At 69.0% G+C, this 16,296-nt stretch carries 20 protein-coding genes; 7 read left to right on the plus strand and 13 right to left on the minus strand.

Going from position 1 to position 16,296, the window contains the following annotated elements:
- The first annotated feature begins 8 nt into the window (after positions 1-8).
- Positions 9-572: a class I SAM-dependent methyltransferase gene (locus HC028_RS07655; RefSeq protein ID WP_239075265.1), complete on the plus strand. Its 564-nt coding sequence runs from the start codon at positions 9-11 to the stop codon at positions 570-572.
- Between the two features lie 38 nt (positions 573-610).
- On the opposite strand, the gene HC028_RS07660 is transcribed toward HC028_RS07655, so the two are convergent.
- The 4 genes from HC028_RS07660 to HC028_RS07675 form a co-directional block, all read right to left on the minus strand.
- On the minus strand, positions 611-790 hold the full coding sequence (locus tag HC028_RS07660) for an alkaline phosphatase PhoX (protein ID WP_168074527.1): 180 nt from the start codon (positions 788-790) through the stop codon (positions 611-613).
- Positions 791-943: 153 nt separating this feature from the next.
- The gene (locus HC028_RS07665; protein ID WP_168074529.1) at positions 944-1,576 is read right to left on the minus strand and encodes a TetR/AcrR family transcriptional regulator; all 633 of its coding nucleotides are present in this window, start codon (positions 1,574-1,576) and stop codon (positions 944-946) included.
- Positions 1,471-2,850 carry a methyltransferase gene (locus tag HC028_RS07670; RefSeq protein WP_168074532.1) on the minus strand — a complete coding sequence of 460 codons (1,380 nt, stop codon included), beginning with the start codon at positions 2,848-2,850 and terminating at the stop codon, positions 1,471-1,473. The genes HC028_RS07665 and HC028_RS07670 overlap by 106 nt, the downstream gene beginning before the upstream one ends.
- Positions 2,847-3,749, minus strand: a complete 903-nt coding sequence (locus HC028_RS07675; RefSeq protein WP_239075263.1) for a hypothetical protein — start codon at positions 3,747-3,749, stop codon at positions 2,847-2,849. Before HC028_RS07675 ends, HC028_RS07670 begins: the two co-directional genes overlap by 4 nt.
- Positions 3,750-3,992: 243 nt before the next feature.
- On the opposite strand from HC028_RS07675, the gene HC028_RS07680 reads away from it, so the two are divergent.
- Positions 3,993-4,418, plus strand: coding sequence for a nitroreductase/quinone reductase family protein (locus HC028_RS07680; RefSeq protein ID WP_168074534.1), 426 nt, complete (start codon positions 3,993-3,995; stop codon positions 4,416-4,418).
- 38 nt (positions 4,419-4,456) lie between these two features.
- Here the strand turns inward: HC028_RS07680 and HC028_RS07685 are convergent, their stop codons facing one another.
- From HC028_RS07685 to HC028_RS07695, 3 genes are all read right to left on the minus strand, one after another.
- Complete coding sequence (locus HC028_RS07685; RefSeq protein ID WP_168075126.1) at positions 4,457-4,804, minus strand: type II toxin-antitoxin system HicB family antitoxin; 348 nt, start codon at positions 4,802-4,804, stop codon at positions 4,457-4,459.
- 98 nt (positions 4,805-4,902) lie between these two features.
- Entirely contained in the window at positions 4,903-5,097 is a 195-nt protein-coding gene (locus HC028_RS07690; RefSeq protein ID WP_168074543.1) for a DUF397 domain-containing protein, read from the minus strand.
- Positions 5,098-5,126: 29 nt separating this feature from the next.
- Positions 5,127-5,969 (minus strand): helix-turn-helix domain-containing protein, encoded by an 843-nt coding sequence (locus HC028_RS07695; protein WP_168074545.1) that lies wholly within the window; start codon positions 5,967-5,969, stop codon positions 5,127-5,129.
- A gap of 573 nt (positions 5,970-6,542) precedes the next feature.
- Here HC028_RS07695 and HC028_RS26985 point away from each other — a divergent pair.
- A complete protein-coding gene (locus HC028_RS26985) occupies positions 6,543-6,968 on the plus strand; it encodes a hypothetical protein (protein ID WP_203981141.1) in 426 nt (141 codons plus the stop codon).
- Here the strand turns inward: HC028_RS26985 and HC028_RS07705 are convergent, their stop codons facing one another.
- Together HC028_RS07705 and HC028_RS07710 are read right to left on the minus strand one after the other, a co-directional pair.
- Positions 6,969-7,544 carry a DUF305 domain-containing protein gene (locus HC028_RS07705; RefSeq protein WP_168074547.1) on the minus strand — a complete coding sequence of 192 codons (576 nt, stop codon included), beginning with the start codon at positions 7,542-7,544 and terminating at the stop codon, positions 6,969-6,971.
- A 70-nt stretch (positions 7,545-7,614) separates the two neighbouring features.
- Positions 7,615-8,373, minus strand: coding sequence for a lytic polysaccharide monooxygenase (locus HC028_RS07710; RefSeq protein WP_168074549.1), 759 nt, complete (start codon positions 8,371-8,373; stop codon positions 7,615-7,617).
- 140 nt (positions 8,374-8,513) lie between these two features.
- Between HC028_RS07710 and HC028_RS07715 the strand changes: the two genes are divergently transcribed.
- Together HC028_RS07715 and trhA are read left to right on the plus strand one after the other, a co-directional pair.
- Complete coding sequence (locus HC028_RS07715) at positions 8,514-10,337, plus strand: NHL domain-containing thioredoxin family protein (RefSeq protein ID WP_168074560.1); 1,824 nt, start codon at positions 8,514-8,516, stop codon at positions 10,335-10,337.
- 110 nt (positions 10,338-10,447) lie between these two features.
- On the plus strand, positions 10,448-11,071 hold the full coding sequence (trhA, locus tag HC028_RS07720; RefSeq protein ID WP_168075128.1) for a PAQR family membrane homeostasis protein TrhA: 624 nt from the start codon (positions 10,448-10,450) through the stop codon (positions 11,069-11,071).
- 53 nt (positions 11,072-11,124) lie between these two features.
- On the opposite strand, the gene HC028_RS27435 is transcribed toward trhA, so the two are convergent.
- Positions 11,125-11,442: a DUF6458 family protein gene (locus tag HC028_RS27435; protein WP_239075261.1), complete on the minus strand. Its 318-nt coding sequence runs from the start codon at positions 11,440-11,442 to the stop codon at positions 11,125-11,127.
- A gap of 96 nt (positions 11,443-11,538) precedes the next feature.
- Between HC028_RS27435 and HC028_RS07730 the strand changes: the two genes are divergently transcribed.
- On the plus strand, positions 11,539-12,036 hold the full coding sequence (locus HC028_RS07730) for a SixA phosphatase family protein (protein WP_168074562.1): 498 nt from the start codon (positions 11,539-11,541) through the stop codon (positions 12,034-12,036).
- 95 nt (positions 12,037-12,131) lie between these two features.
- On the opposite strand, the gene HC028_RS07735 is transcribed toward HC028_RS07730, so the two are convergent.
- A complete protein-coding gene (locus tag HC028_RS07735) occupies positions 12,132-13,988 on the minus strand; it encodes an acyl-CoA dehydrogenase (protein WP_168075130.1) in 1,857 nt (618 codons plus the stop codon).
- 169 nt (positions 13,989-14,157) lie between these two features.
- Between HC028_RS07735 and HC028_RS07740 the strand changes: the two genes are divergently transcribed.
- Positions 14,158-14,379, plus strand: a complete 222-nt coding sequence (locus HC028_RS07740) for a hypothetical protein (RefSeq protein ID WP_168074564.1) — start codon at positions 14,158-14,160, stop codon at positions 14,377-14,379.
- Here HC028_RS07740 and HC028_RS07745 read toward each other — a convergent pair.
- The gene (locus HC028_RS07745) at positions 14,372-15,529 is read right to left on the minus strand and encodes a PP2C family protein-serine/threonine phosphatase (protein ID WP_168074566.1); all 1,158 of its coding nucleotides are present in this window, start codon (positions 15,527-15,529) and stop codon (positions 14,372-14,374) included. The genes HC028_RS07740 and HC028_RS07745 overlap by 8 nt on opposite strands.
- 79 nt (positions 15,530-15,608) lie before the next feature.
- A complete protein-coding gene (locus tag HC028_RS28085; protein ID WP_168074568.1) occupies positions 15,609-16,277 on the minus strand; it encodes a septal ring lytic transglycosylase RlpA family protein in 669 nt (222 codons plus the stop codon).
- Positions 16,278-16,296 lie beyond the last annotated feature (19 nt).

Genomic DNA, 16,296 nt, shown 5'->3' on the forward strand with positions numbered 1-16,296 from the left:
ACAATCAGATGGCCTTCGCCGACCGGCGCTTCTTCGGCGACACCAGGCACTGGGTGTGCTCCCAGGCCACCGGTGACGTCCTGGAGGTGGCGATCGGCACGGGGCTCAACCTTGCCCACTACCCGGACGGGGCGCGACTGACCGGGGTGGAGTGGAGCCCGGCGATGCTCGACGTCGCCCGGCGTCGGGCGGCCGACCTCGGCCGCCCGGTGGACCTGCGCCAGGGCGATGCTCAGTCCCTGGACTTTTCCGCCGACTCCTTCGACACCGTTGTGTGCACGTTCGGGCTGTGCGCGATCCCTCACCACCAGCAGGCACTGGTCGAGATGGCGCGTGTTCTCCGCCCCGGCGGCCTGCTCCTGTTGGCCGACCACGTGGAGTCCGCGTCACGGCCGGTCCGCGCCGCGCAGTGGCTCGCCGAACTGGTGAGCGTCCCGCTCGGGGGTGAGCACTGGCGCCGCCGGCCGATCCGACACGTGCAGGCGATGGGCTTCACCATCGAACGCCACGAGCGGTTCAAACTCGGCATCGTCGAACGACTCGCCGCTCGCAAGCCCGTCAAGGCGGCATAACCGGGTGGAAGCCACGTGACCCCCACCCGGCAGGCGGACTACGCCGCTTCGGCCCTCTTCCAGGGGCCGGTGATCGCGTACGTGATGCCCGGCGTCTGGACGCTGGCGAACAGTGTCTTGCCGTCCGGGGAGGACACCACGCCGGCGAACTCCGAGTCGTTGAGCTCGTTGCGCGTGAACGTGTAGGCCTGGCCCGCTGGAAACGTCAACCAGGCCAAGGGCGATCAGGACCCGTCGACCCGGCAACCGCCGCTGTCGTCGTACCGATGCACCTACGCGAAAATGTGGACCCGGTCGAAGTACCGCTGGGGACTCAAGCTCCAGTCGGCGGAGAAGAGCGCCCTGCAGAGCATGCTCAACACCTGCGCGAGTTAGCTCGCTCGTGCCGCGCGGTTGATCTTCGCTTGTAGCGCCCGCCTCGCCAGGGGTCCCAGGTCGTCGACGATTTCGACGAGAACCGCCAGTTGTTCGAGGGCTGCCATCGCCTGTATCGCGCCGGCCTGGTCCACCCCCTCGTAGAGTTCGAGGCCGACGAACGCGGCGGAGACCGCACGGGCGAGGCCCGGAATGTCGGCGATCTCGGCGAACGGGGAGCCGGCCAGGATGCGCTGCAGCACCGACTCGATCTCGTCGATCCACAGCTGCAGCGAATCGGCGGTCGGTCCGGCGAGCCGCTCGTCGCTCTGCGCGCCGGCGAGTAGCTGGGCGAGGACCGAGACGTTCCCGAGCGATCGCTCCTGGGCATGCAGGTCACGACCGACGTCGAGCAGTTCGCGCAGTGACCGTACGGTGGCGAACCGCTCCGAGTAGTGCTTGACGCGTTCGGCGGTGCTGCTGGCGCAGGCCGCGGCGAGCAGGTCGTCGACGCTGCCGAAGTGGTAGAACACCAGCGCCTGGTTCACGCCGGCGGCGGCGGCGATGGTACGGGCGGAGACGCCGGCGATGCCGTGCTCCCGGACGGCGGCGAGTGCCCCGGTGAGCAGTCGAAGCTTGGTGTCGGACATCCCTCTCCTCGCGTACGGGCTGCGGGCGGGCCGGCGAGGTGCGGCGGCGCGATCATCGCGTCGGTCACGACCTGCGCCAACCAGCCGATCCCGGGTAGTCGCAACAGCCAGCCCACGTAGGCCCAGCCCAGGTTGACATGTTCCAGCCCGCGGGCGACGGCGGCCACCCCCCGTTCGCTGTGGCCGTCGCCGCCCGCGTACTGAGCTCGCCACAGCGGCCGCTCGTACTCCTGGGCCGGCGCCAGGGTCAGCCGACCGGGGCGCCGGCGTCGAAGGAAGCCCGCGGTCGCGGTGCACGGTCCGCAGTCGTCGTCGAGCCACAGCACCGCCGGGGTCCCGGGCAGGTACGGCGTCCACCGTGGCCACCAGTCGCGCACGTTTCGCCGGTACTCGTGCCAGTCCTGCCCGAGCCGGTTGCTCAGGTCGTCGTGCTCGTGGGGCCCCGCCACCCCGGCGGAGAACGCCACGGCGATCAGCGCCGCGGCGACGAGGGAGATACTGCGGGTCACGGCCGCGATCAGCAGCACGAGCGTGACGGCGCTGACCTGCATGGGGTTGGCGAGGTAGGCGTACGGGCCAGTGGCGACCAGCCGCCGCGGCGGGTCCCACGGGTACGGCGTCCCGCCACCCCGGACGGCGAACTCCCACACCGCGCTCAACGCCGGTACAGCGAGGAGCAGACCGACCTGGGCGATGACGAACAGCCACCGTCCGGACAGGTGGGTCAGCCGCGCCCAGGAGCCGTCGCCGAGTTCGAACGCCGCGGTCGGTACGAGCCACAGTGTCATGCCCGCGAACACCGTCAACTGCAGCAGCACCCGGGCGCCGAGGTGGCGCCGGTCGGCAGACCAGCGGCCGAGCAGTTGCGCCGGCAGCGCCACGGCCAGCAGACCGACGGCCTCGCCGAGCAGCCAGTGCGGCCCGAGGTGGACCAGCGGACGCAGCGCCGGCATCGTCGCCGCGTCCAGCCACAGCAGCAGGCCCAGTGCTACCGGCAGCGGCACGACGCGCCGCAGCAGCACGGGCACCGGCCCCCACAGCGCCGACCACCCGAGCCACAGGTCGACGGGCATCCCCCGGAACGCCCCCTCGACCGGGGCGAAGGTCCACCAGTTGGCCGGTCGTGCGACGTCGTGCAGCGCGGCCAGCCCGACGGCGACCGCGACGAAGGACAGCAGCGCGGCGGCCCGGGCGCCGCGCTCGCGTTCCACCTTCGCGGCGACGAGCGTCAACGCAACGGGAACCGCGAGACAGAGGTAACGCACGAGCGTCACTTCATCGCCATCGTGTCCATCAGGTGCCCCATGCCCTGGTGCATCAAGGCGTCCTGCAAGGGTCCGAAGTACCACGACGGGTCGAGGCGCCGCCGGTAGTTCACGGTCAGCCGTACCTCGGTGTGCTGGGGATCGATGGCACGCCACCTGACGTCCGCCTGCTGCCAGGCGAGCCAGCGAGCCGTGATCGAGCTGTCCTCGACGAACGCGAACGAGAGGTGGTCGGGCTCCGCCGTACGGACCTCGGCCACGATCTGCCCGCCGGGCCCGTGCGACGTCCCGTGGTACCCGAACGTCCACCTGTCGCCCGGCTTCAGCTTGCCGCCACTCACGTGCTCCGGCATCGGCACGGCGAGCAGCCGCAGTGGCACGGACCGCACCCGGGTCGGCTGTGGACCCGCGGCGAGGTGCGAGACGACTCCGCTGACCGGCATCGCGACAACCCTGACCACCTGTACGGACTGGTCGGGGCTGATCCGCAACGCGGTGGTGGTGCCTTCGACCGCCACCAGGAGCAGCAGCGGCACCGGCAGGATCGCGTACATCCCCGACGTCCGGGTGCACCAGCGGATCAGCGCCGTCGTGCCGTGCGCGACGAGGTAGACCAGCGGCGCCGCCAGAATCACGCAGATGGCCCCCTCGTGCAGCACCACCGCCGCGAGCAACAGGAAGACGGTCGTGAACCGGAAGACCCGACCGTGAGTGGTGCGCGACGGCGAGACGGCCAGCGCCGCGGCCAGCAGTACGGGTAGCCCGACGAACAGCAGCGCACTGTCGCCCCGCCCGCTCCGCACCGCGATCACGAACAGGACCGCGCCGAACACACCGATGAGCCCGGCCAGGATCCAGTTTGCGGTGCCCGGCCGCGACAGCGGCCCGCCGCCTCCGTACTCCGACACGTTATTCCCCCGTTCCCACCAAGTTGAGCAACTGCTCAAAGTGGAGCGTAGAAGAGTTTGAGCGACTGCTCAATAACAGACTGAAGATCGCTGAGCGCCCATCCGGCGATGGACATAAAAGGTATTTACCGGAAATCAGCTACAAATAGGTGGAGTTCCGGCTCGACAGGCGGCATGCCATGCTTGGCTTGCGCGCCGAGCTGAGCAGGCAGCCCGCAGAACCGCAGAATCCGGGAGGCATCCGTGCCGGACGCGAACGACTGGAACAGCAAGATCATTGCCGAGTTTCGCGAGAACGAGGGAAGAGTCGGCGGGCAGTTCGAGGGCGCGCCGCTGGTGCTCGTTCACCACAAGGGCAAGCGAAGTGGACGCGACTACGTCTCGCCGATGATGTACCTCCCCGGCGAAGGCGACCGCATCTACGTGTTCGCCTCGAAGGCCGGCGCTCCGACGAACCCGGACTGGTACTACAACCTGACCGCGGCGGGCCGCGCGACCGTCGAGGTCGGCACCGACACCTACCCGGTTACCGTCACCGATTTGGCCGGCGAGGAACGTGCCCGTGTCTTCGCCGAGCAGGCGCGACGCTATCCCGGTTTCGTGGAGTACGAGGAAAAGACGAAGGGCGTACGTCTGATCCCGGTACTCGCACTTGACCGTGTCCGCTGACCCGCCAATCACCCTCGGGGAGTCGGGCCCTTTCGCGTTCAACAGGTGGCGGTGAGCTTCCGTAGGACGTACTGGTTGAGGCTCATGCCATCCTCGGCGGCACGGATAGCCAGCTCGCGGTGCAGGCTCTCGCCGACGCGGAGGTTGAACTTGCCGGAGTATGTACGTTCAGCGAATGGCTGCGGCACCGGCTCGCCCTGCTCCTCCATGTCCGCGATCACGTCACGAAGCAGATCCTCAAGCCCCCGTAGAGCCTCGATCTGGGAGGAAGCCAGCCACGAGAGGGACGGGAACTCGGCGCAGGTGGCGAGGAACTCGCCGTCCTCAGCCGACCACGTAACGCGGTAGGTGTAGTGGGACACCTCAGGACGGGCAACGTTCTGCATCACATGCCCTCCTTCTTGTCGATCGCCTTGAGCACTTAGGCCCGGCGGGCGATGGAGTCCCCGAGAATGACCTCGGGGACTCCGTGGTGCGACCGTCCTCAGAGGTCGAACTCGCCCTGCTTGAATCCGTCGACCGCCGCTTCCCACTCGGACACCGTGAACCGGAGCACGTGGCCGCCAGTGACCTTGTCGTCCCCGACCTCGATCATCCCGTCCTCGGCACGCCGGACAATCATGCAGTCGCTACCGTTAGCGGAACGGCTGGGCTTCCGCCAGTTCTCGTCGAGCGGCATGGTCGCCGCCTCCCATCCCTGTACTCATGTCACCGCAAGACTCTCGCCGCCTCCTCGATCAAACGGATCGACTCGTCGGGGTGGAGCCCGGCGGCTCGCAGGCCGTTGAAGTGCAGCGTATAGGGGCGCGCGGAGTCCCCTTCCAGGAACTGGTCGGCGGTCGCGCCCTCGACATACACCACCTCAGGGTCACTGGCGAAGCTGAGAATCGTGAACGCGCCAAGCATCCCGGCATGGCCACCCGCAGCGAAGGGCAACACCTGTACCGTCACGTTCGGCAACCGCGCGGCCTCGACGAGCCGTTCCAGTTGGGCACGCATGACCGCAGGCCCGCCAACGACCCGACGAATGACCGCCTCATCGAGAATTGCCCAGAAGCGCAGCCCTTCCGCGAGCCGGCCCTGTCGCTCCATCCGGACCTCAACGCGCCGGTCAACTTGCGCCGCTGGGAGGTCGGGGCGCCCAGAGTGAATGACGGAGCGGGCGTAGTTCTCGGTCTGCAGCAGGCCGGGCACCACCAGCGCCCCGTGAGTCAGGACTTCTACGGCGCTGTCCTCGAAGCCGATGAAGGTGGCGTATCCACTGTCGATGACGCTCGCGTACGCACTCCACCACCCGCGCGTACGACCCTCACGAGCCATCTGCTCAAGGTCCGCGCGGATCGGGTCGTCCGGCTTGACGCCGTAGAAGTCCAACAACTCCCGTACCGTCTTCGCCCGGATGCCGCCGCGCCCCAGCTCAAACCGGCTGATGGTCTGAGCGGTCACCTCCATGTAGGCCGCCGCCTCGTCCCGGGTCTTCCCTGCCGCGTCGCGTAGCTCCCGGAGCCTCATCCCCAACCGCCGCCGCTTGACGGTTGACCCATCCGCCATGCCGGTCTCCCTCGGTCACCTCGTGGCGCGGCCATTCTCCGCCGCGGATGGAGCCGACACAACTCGTTAACTTCGATGGCGCTCACCAATTGCGCGCGCAGTTTTTGCGTGGCAATCTGTGCGTACCCGGCCGGGGCAGCGAGTGAGATCAATCCCTATCGCGACACGACTGAGCACGATGAGGGCTCCCAGGACGAGAGCGTGGCGGCTTCACAGAGCTGGGATTCGCAGGCCGACTGTCGTCCCCCGGCGGCGCGCCGGCCGTCACGCTCTCCCTCCCACGAAACTCCCGCGAGACTCCGCAAAACTCCCCAACGGAACTCCCGACGAGCGGCAGGGAGACCAGATGAAAACACGATCTACTTCGTACGCGCCCATGCACCGCCGCGACCGGCGCCGCTTCTGGCTCTGGTGCATCTGCGGCCTCCGTTGGCCGTGCCAGGACCGGTTCACCAAGGCGCGGGCCAGCGCACCCGCTCCACATTGGACCGCTCCCACTGAAGCGCACCCGAACGTCGGCCGGACCGGCAGCCTGACGGTCGCCGGTCGGTGGCGGGCGAACAGGGGTAGGTGGTGAGCCATCTCCCCCAGCGCCCCGACTGGCACTGCCGCGCCTGCCGGGAAGACTGGCCCTGCCTCGGGGCCCGCGCCGACCTGCTCACCGAGTACGCCAACACCCGTCCGAGCCTCGGCATGTACCTGGCCGCACAGATGATGGACGCCGTCCTCGACCTCGGCCATCCCCTCGACGCAGCAATGTACGACCGCTTCCTGAGCTGGGTGCGGCCGCGAGAACCGAAGCCGGCGTGGTTGGCCCCCACACCGAGGCAGTCCTACAGCAGGCGGGACATCGTCCAGCGCGCTCAGCAGATCCTCGACACCCACGTACGACTGCCGGCCACCGGGCTATGCGCGGCCTGTGGCGCGGACCGGTGCCCGCGCCGCGCCGGAGCGATCAGGATCTTGTACTCGCGGTACGGGCGCCTGCGCTGCGGCTGATCAGGGCTTCCCGAGGTACCCGAGCATCTGCGAGATCTGCGCGGTACCGGACTTGTTGATGCGCTCGGCCAGCGCTTTCGCCCCGGGATTCACGCCTTCACCGGTCTCCATCCGGGCCAGTTCGGTGGCGCCGTGCTGATGGCCGACGAACAGGCTCAGGAACTCGCGGTCGAACTCCTCGCCGCTCTTCGCCTTCAGGTCCGCGACCTCCTTGGGGCCCACGGCCGGCTGCCCGCCGTGGTTGGCGTGGTCAGCGTGCGAGCCCGGGCCGGCGGACGGCGGTTGCCCCCAGTTCCGCAGCCAGGCGGCCATCGTCTTGACCTCATCGGTCTCGGTGGCGTCGATGGCGGCAGCGAGCGTACGCACGTCGTCGCGGACAGCCTTGGTCTCCGCCAGCCGGACGAGCTCCAGCCCCTGCTCGTGGTGCGCGACCATCATCTGCGCGAACATCACGTCGGTGGCGTTGAAGACCGGCGTGGCCGAGGCGCTCGGGGTAGCGCTCGCGCTCGAGGTGGCGCCGCAGCCGGCGAGCGGCAGCAGGATGGCGAGGGTCAGCGCGGGAACGTAGCGCTTCATGGGGCTCTCCAATTCGGACGCGGGCGACGCGGACCCCCGACCCGTTGGGGGCGAGGGTCCGCAGGGACCGTCAGACCTTCAGCCAGAGCGCCGGGGTGTTCGGCGGCTCCCAGCCGGCCAGCGCGGTGTGCGCCTGCCGGCACTGGTACGTCGCACCGCCGTAGGTCACCTTGTCGCCGACCTTGTACGCGGTGCCCGCCGCCCAGGTGCCGCCCGGCTGGGGCGCGGAGGTAGGCGCGGGCGTGGCCGTCGGCGTGGGGCGCGGGCTGGGGGTCGGTGCCGCCGTCGGAGTCGGGGCCGGGTTACCGCCTCCCCCACCGCCGATCTGCACGTCGATGCAGGAGTAGAACGCGTTCGGGGTGTCGGCGATGTTCCACACGGCGAGGATCATCTGCCGCCCGGTCCGGCCACCCAGGCTGACCGCGTGGGAGACCGTGGCGTTCGGTTGCCTGCCGCCGTCGTCGAACGAGGCGATCCGGCTGCCGCCGATGAAGTACTCCCAGGTACTGGTGGCGTGGCGAGCGGTCAGCACCCAGTTGAACGTTACCGAGTTGCCGACGGACGTGGCCGGCCACGCCTTGTTCGGATCGTCGAGCTGGGCGAACCGGCTGTTGCCGCCGCTGCAGCTACGCAGGCCCTTGGGCCCCTCGACGCTCTGCGGCTCGTACACGATCTCGCCGCAGTCGGCGACGCGCCCCTGGGCGCACATCGCCTGCCGGCTCGGCGGCGAGGACACGTATCCATGCGCCGAGGCGGGTGCGGCGGCCACTGTAAGAGAGGCGCACACGGCGACGAGCGCCAGCAGCGGTAGGGCGATCTTTCTTCGCATCGGAGCTGCTCCTTCGCGTAGGTCCGTTCCACCCACGCTATGGGCAACACTCTTTACAGTAAATACTCTTAATCGAAAATTATCGATTGGAGCACCAGGCCGAATCAGGCCGGAGACGGCCCTCCGGCACACTGGACGCCATGGCGGAGACCCCTCGCGTACGCGCCCCCGAACTTCGGGGCCGCGCCTGGCTCAACACCGGCGGGAAGGCGCTGACCCTCGCCGACCTGCGCGGCAAGATCACGATCTTGGATTTTTGGACCTTCTGCTGCATCAACTGCCTGCACGTGCTCGACGAACTGCGCCCGCTGGAGGACAAGTACGCGGACGTGCTCGTCACCATCGGCGTGCACTCGCCGAAGTTCGAACACGAGAAGGACCCGCAGGCCCTGGCGGCAGCCGTGGAGCGGTACGGCGTGAGCCACCCGGTGCTCGACGACCCCACACTGCGGATGTGGCAGGAGTACGCGGCGAAGGCCTGGCCGACGCTGACCGTCATCGACCCCGAGGGGTACGTCGTCGCGTCGATGGCCGGCGAGGGGCACGCCGAGGGCCTGGCCCGGCTGCTCGACGAGCTCATCGCCGCCCACGAGGCGAAGGGCACGCTCCGCCGGGGCGACGCTCCGACCGTACTCGTGAATGAACCACCCACGGCGCTGCGCTTTCCCGGCAAGGCCGCCGTGCTCGAGGGCGGCACGTTCCTGGTCGCCGACTCGGCGAACCATTCGCTCGTCGAGTTGGCGACCGACGGGGAGACCGAACTTCGCCGCATCGGTACGGGTAAGCGGGGGCGGACCGACGGCAAGCCGGGCGCGGCCGAGTTCTCCGAGCCCAGCGGCCTGTGCGTGCTCCCGCCGCGCGTCGCCGAACTGGCCGGATACGACGTGGTCGTGGCCGACACCGTCAACCACCTCCTGCGTGGGGTACGGCTGGACACCGGCGAGGTGTGCACGGTCGCCGGCAGCGGCCGGCAGTGGCGCGGCACGGTCGACTTCGGCACCCACGACGCGCTCGCCGTCGACCTGTCCTCGCCGTGGGACGTGGCCTACTTCGACGACCGGGTCGTCGTCGCGATGGCCGGCATCCACCAGCTGTGGTGGTTCAACCCGGTGACCCGGACGGCGGGCGTCTACGCGGGCACGACCGTGGAGGCGCTGCGGGACGGTCCGCTGGACCAGGTGTGGATGGCGCAGCCGTCAGGGCTGTCGACCTCACCCGACGGTACGAAACTGTGGATCGCCGACAGCGAGTCGAGCGCGCTGCGCTGGATCGAAGGCGGCGAGATGCACACCGCCGTCGGGCAGGGACTGTTCGACTTCGGGCACGTCGACGGGCCGGCCGCGGAGGCGCTCCTGCAGCATCCGCTGGGCGTGCTGGCTCTCGCCGACGGGACCGTACTGGTCGCCGACACCTACAACGGCGCGGTACGCCGCTACGACCCGGCGACGCAGCTGGTCACCACGGTCGCGACCGGCCTGGCGGAGCCGAGTGACCTGGTCAGGACGGCCGGCGGAGACGTGTACGTGGTCGAGTCGGCCGCGCACCGCCTGGTCGCCGTGGATCCGGCGTCGGTCGTGGTCGAGGGTGCGAGACACCGTACCAAGCGGCCGGTCACCGACCTGGCGCCCGGCGAGATCGTTCTCGACGTGGTGTTCTCGCCGGCGCCCGGGCAGAAGCTGGACGACTCGTTCGGGCCGCCGACCCGCCTGGTGGTGTCCGCGTCCCCGCCGGACCTGCTCATCGAGGGGGCCGGCGAGGGCAGCGACCTGCGCCGGCGGCTGGTCATCTCGGAGGCCGTTCCCGGAGGCGTCCTGCAGGTGGTCGCGCAGGCCGCCACCTGCGACGCCGACGCCGCGCACGCCGCATGTCATCTCACGCGGCAGGACTGGGGCGTTCCGGTACGCGTCGCCACGGGCGGCGCGGTACGGCTACCCCTGGTGCTGCGCGGGCTTGACACCGATTGACGAGCGTGGTTCAGCTCACGGCGACCAGCTAACCTACGGTACCGTAACCTGGAACGGTGACCACGGAAACCGCTCGCCGGCTGCGGCCGGTTGACATCGGAAAGCCGCGGATGCGCGGCTGGCTGCACGCGTACGCTGCCGGCGTCGCTGCCGTCTGCGGCATCGTGCTCTGCTCGCTCGCCGCGACCCGGCCCGGCTGGGCGCCACTGCTGAGCTGCCTCATCTACAGCCTCACGGTGTGCGCCCTGTTCGCCACCAGCGCTCTCTACCACCGCCGGGTGTGGTCGGAGCGCGGCTACCAGATCATGCGGCGGCTCGACCACTCCATGATCTTCGTCTTCATCGCGGGCACGTACACACCGTTCTGCGTACTGCTGTTGCCGGTGAAGCTGGCGACGATCATCCTGGCCGTCGTCTGGGGCGGTGCGATCGCCGGCGTGACCATGAAGATGGCGTACCCGAACGGCCGGCGCTGGCTGTCCGCGCCGCTCTACCTCGCGCTCGGCTGGGTGGCGATCGCCGTCCTCCCCGATATTCTGCACAAGGGTGGAGTCACAACCCTCGTCCTGCTGCTGGCCGGCGGTGCCGCGTACAGCGTCGGGGCCGTCTTCTACGCGCTGCGCCGGCCCAACCCCTGGCCGACCGTATTCGGCCACCACGAGTTTTTCCACGCCTGCACCCTCGTCGCGGCGATCTGCCACCACATCGCGATCTACTTCGCCCTGTATGCCTGAACAACAGGTTCACCACAGCGCACCCGAGCGGCGCTGTGGTGAACCTGTTGGAACTACTGGTAGTGCCGCTCCGGGGGCGCCTCCACGTAGCGCTCCTCCGCGATGACCTCGCGTTGCTGGGGCGGTGGCGCCTGGACAACCCGCCGCCGCTCGACGCGCTCCACCGTCGGGGACACGGTCGGCGGCACGGCGACGACGCGGCGCCGGCGCGAGTTCCACACCCACAGCGTGATGAGCAGGCCGGCGAGGCCGGCCAGCATGAGCACCCAGCCGATGACGGTCAGATCGAAGGGGCCGAGATTCTGGTCGCGCACCCCGAAAGCGATGATCGCGCCAACGGCGATGAGGAAGATGCTCCCACCGATTCCCATTGGTAGCCTCCTTTGTCACCGTTTGACCGGCTGTCTTTCGGTGACTTGACTCAAGAGGTACCCAGCGCGGAGAAAACCCAATCAGGCAGGCTGACCATGACCGATCGAAAGTTGGTGCTGCTGAGACATGCAAAAGCGGCCCATCCTGAGCACAACGCCGACATGGAGCGCGCACTGACCCCGCGCGGGCAAGCCGACGCCGAGGCGGCCGGTCGCTGGCTTGCCAATGAGCGGGTCGTGCCCGACATCGTGCTCTGCTCACCAGCGCGCCGGGCCCGCGAGACCTGGCACGCTCTGGCGAGCACTCTCGGCGCCGAGGCCAGCCACACGACCGTCCTCTACGAACCGGGAATTTACACGGCAGTTATCGGAGAGGAGCTACTCCCCCTGATCAGCTCGACCCAGCCGGAGGCGACGACGCTCGTGGTGATCGGGCATAACCCCCCGCTGTCCATGCTGTCAGCACTGCTCGACCCCACCCTCGACGAGGGACTCCAGACGTGCGGAATCGCCGTGCACCGAGTAAACGGGGGCTGGCACGACCTGACGCCGGGCAACGCACCGCTCACGGACCTGCACACCGCACGGGCCTAGAGACCGCACGGGGCTAGCGACCGCAGAACAGAACCGGCCGGTGACGAGGGGGACTCGTCACCGGCCGGTTCCGGCGGGAACTGCAAAGTATTTTGTTAGAAGGCCTCTTCGGGCAGATCCATGATGTCGAGCGTGGTGGCCTCGATGACCTTGCGGTCGCTGCCCAGGCGCGGCAGCACCTCCCGGGCGAAGAACCGCGCTGCGGCGATCTTGCCCTCGTAGAAGGCCTTGTCACTGTTGGAGACGCCCTCGCGGGCCAGCGCGGCCAGTGCCACCGCCGCTTGGCGCTGCAGCAGCCAGGCGACCACGACGTCGCCCAGGGCGAGCAGCAGCCGACGGCTGTTCAGGCCGACCTTGTACAGCTCGCGGGCGTCGCCACCCTGCGCCGCGGTGAGCCAACCCATGAACGTGCCGAGCATGCCCTGCACGTCTTCGAGCGCGGTGGCCAGGGCCGCCCGCTCCTCCTTGAGCTGGCCGTTGCCGGCGTCGGAGCTCACGAACTCCTGGATCTCGGACGCGAGGACCATCAGCGCCTTGCCCTGGTCCTTCACGATCTTGCGGAAGACGAGGTCGAGGCTCTGGATGGCGGTCGTGCCCTCGTACAGGGTGTCGATCTTCGAGTCCCGTACATACTGCTCGATCGGGTAATCCTGGAGGAAGCCGGAGCCGCCGAACGTCTGCAGCGACTCGTGGCCGAGCAGCTCGTACGCCCGCTCGGAGCCGCACCCCTTGACCAGCGGCAGCAGCAGGTCGTTGACCCGCTCGGCGTACCGGACGCCCTTCTCGTCGCCGGCGGCCTCAGCGAGCCGGGACTTGTCCTGCCAGGACGCGGTGTACAGCGCCAGGGCGCGCAAGCCCTCGGCGTACGCCTTCTGCAGCGCGAGCGAGCGGCGCACGTCCGGGTGGTGGGTGATCGTCACGCGCGGCGCGGTCTTGGTGTTGTTGAGAAGGTCGGCGCCCTGCACCCGGCTCTTGGCGTACTCGAGCGCATTGAGGTAGCCCGTCGACAGCGTCGCGATCGCCTTCGTGCCAACCATCATCCGGGCGTTCTCGATGATCAGGAACATCTGGCGGATGCCGTCGTGCACGTCGCCGAGCAGCCAGCCCTTGGCCGGGGTGCCGTGCTCACCGAAGGTCAGCTCGCACGTGTTGGAGACCTTGATGCCCATCTTGTGCTCGACGTTGGTGACGAACACGCCGTTGCGCTCGCCGAGCTCGCCGGTCTCGTCGTCGAAGTGGTACTTCGGCACGATGAACATCGACAGGCCCTTGGTACCGGGGCCGCCCGCGCCCTCCACGCCGACCGAACGGGCCAGCACGTAGTGGACGATGTTGTCGCTCATGTCGTGCTCGGCGCTGGTAATGAAGCGCTTGACACCCTCGATGTGCCAGCTGCCGTCGGGCTGCGGAATCGCGCGGGTGCGGCCGGCGCCGACGTCGGAGCCGGCGTCGGGCTCGGTCAGCACCATCGTGGAGCCCCACTGCTTCTCGACGAAGAGGCTGGCCCACGCCTTCTGCCGCTCGTTGCCCTCGCGGAACAGAACGTTCGCGAACGACGGCCCGGAGGCGTACATCCAGATCGGCGCGTTCGCGCCGAGCACCATCTCGGCGAGCGCCCACCAGAAGATGCGCGGCGCCGGCGTGCCGCCGATCTCCGCCGGGAGGTCGAGGCGCCAGAACTCGGAGTCCATGAACGCCTTGTACGACTTCTTGAACGACTCCGGCAGCGGCGCGGTGTGCGTCGCCGGGTCGAAGACGGGCGGGTTGCGGTCAGCGTCGGCGTAGCTTGCGCCGAGGTCCTCGCGCGCGAGCCGGTCCACCTCCGCCAGGATGCTGCGAGCAGTGTCGGCGTCAACGTCGGCGAACGGTCCGGTGCCCAGCACCTTCTCGGTGCCGAAGACCTCGAACAGGTTGAACTCGAGGTCTCGCAGGTTGCTCTTGTAGTGGCTCATCTCGCTGGTCTCTCCCGTCTCGCAGCTCGCAGCGGCGGCGGTCATTCGGTCGTGACGAATGATTGCTGGCCTATGTTACCAGCCAGTAACAGTCACTGTATTACTCGCCAGTAAGCATCGGCAAGGCGTCGCAGGCGGTGAACACAATCACAGGATTAACTGATCCAGAGTGGGGCATATAGCGCTGTGGCTGCGCGAGATGCGGCTTAAGCCCGAAATGGACGCGCTCCATGCCCGCACGAAGGAGATCAACATGCTCGCTAAGTGGATGGACACGATGTTCGCGCCGAAGCAGCTGCGCACCTACATCTACACCGGCCGTCACCGGGCAGCGAGGGTATCGAAGCCCGCCTATGGCGTCGCGGGCGCATCCGACCTCCTCGTCAGGTGAGCGCGGGCGAACTCGCGCCGCCAATCTCCCACCGGGGCAGCGGATCGGCCGGCCCGTGCGCGCCGGCGTACTCCATCAGCACCAGCGCGATGTCGTCGTCGAGCTGACCGCGGACCCACTCAATCAACGCGCTCTCCAACGACGCCAGCCCGTCGGCCACCGTACCGTGCCCCAGTAGGCGCCACGCCCGACCAGCGGTCGGGAAGAACTCGCCGTCACGGCGAGCCTCAGCCAGGCCGTCGGTATAGAACAACAGCCGGTCACCGGGCTCCAACCGCTCCACCCTCGGCCGAACCACCGGCATGAACCCGAGCGGCGGCGCGGACACGGGCGGCGTCAGCTCGATCACCTCGCCGCGGCGCAGGAGCATCGGCGGCGGGTGCCCGCAGTTGACAATGGTCAACGTTCCGCCGCGCTCCTCCACCAGCGCCGCCGTCACGAAGTCCTCGTCACCCACGCTGCGGGCGACCGCCCGGTCGAGGTCGGCGACGATCGCACGCAGATCGGCTCGCTCGTACGCGATGTGCCGGTACGAGCCGAGGACGATGCTCGCAAGGCGGACCGCGTCCAGCCCCTTGCCCCGCACGTCGCCGATGATCATGCGTACGCCGTAGGGCGTGTCCAGCGCCTCGTACAGGTCGCCGCCGATGTCCGCCGCGGCGCTGGCGGAGATGTACCGGGCAGCGATCGACAACTGTCCGAGTTGCGGGCCGAGCGGCCGCAGCACCGCGCTCTGGGCTACCGACGCGAGCTTCGACAGCTCGATGAAGCGCTCGGCCTGCCGCTGCCGGTAGAGACCGACCACGGCGGCGATACCGGTACCGAACACGATCAGGGCCACGCTCACGAAGTTCGAAAGCATCAACCTGGGGTTCGCGGCGTCCGGCACGGAGAAGAGCGCGCCCATCCCGGTGGCTACGACCCCGACCGCAAGCGCCTGCCGCCATGACGCGAGCGCCGCGGCAAGCATCGGCGCGGCGGCCAGGACCCCGATGTGGCGGCCCTGCGCAGCGTCAAGCAGCTGGATCAGCGAGACCAGTGCGATGAGCGCAAGCGCCGCCCCGAGGCCGACGCGGCCTTCGGAGATCATCTCGCGGCTCGTCGGACGCCGTCCCGGCACGCGCAGCTTGGTCGCCACGGCCATCAGCATGCCATCCGGGGTTGCGGTAACCGATCACACATTCGGCCGGAGTACCAATCGATGGCGGGAATAGGAATGAAACGGGCTTTTAGCCCTGCAAGACCTCGTACTTGACGGTCGCGACCCCGGCGCTCGTGCTGGAGATCGTGTTGAACGCCGCCGGGGACAGGTCGAGGCAACGGCCGGAGACGAACGGGCCGCGGTCGTTGATCCGGACCACCACTGACTTGCCGTTGCTGACGTTGGTCACGCGTACCTTCGTGTTGAACGCCAGCGTCTTGTGCGCGGCGGTGAAGTCCGCTGTGTGGAAGGTCTCGCCGTTCGCGGTACGCCCACCTTCATCGGTGTAGAACGAGGCCTGGCAGCTTCCGGTGCCGACCACCGCGCCGCCACCGGACGGGGGCTTGGGCGCCGCCTTGCTGGCCGCCTTCGACGGCGTTGGCGCCGGCACCGTGACCGAGGGCGAGGCGCTGCTCGGCACCGCCGTCGGCGTCGCCGATGGGGTCGCGGACGGGGTCGTGGACGGAATGGCCTCGGGAGACGCGAGACGCTGCACGCTGCGGTCGGCACGCTGCTGCGTGCGGTCCGCAGATACGAGTTGGGCCGCATCGGCGCGGGTGTCCCGGGCCGAGGGGCCCCACCCGAGCGCGGCGACGCTGGTGCCCGTGACCACCGCGGCGACGGCGACGCCGGCGAGGAGAGGAACAGTTCTTCTGGACGGTCGTGAACTACGCCCGCGGGCGTGCTTGCCGGCCAAAGTCCTACCCTCCGCTAGA

This window comes from Planosporangium flavigriseum (assembly GCF_011947225.1).
In the GTDB taxonomy this organism is placed as follows: domain Bacteria; phylum Actinomycetota; class Actinomycetes; order Mycobacteriales; family Micromonosporaceae; genus Planosporangium; species Planosporangium flavigriseum.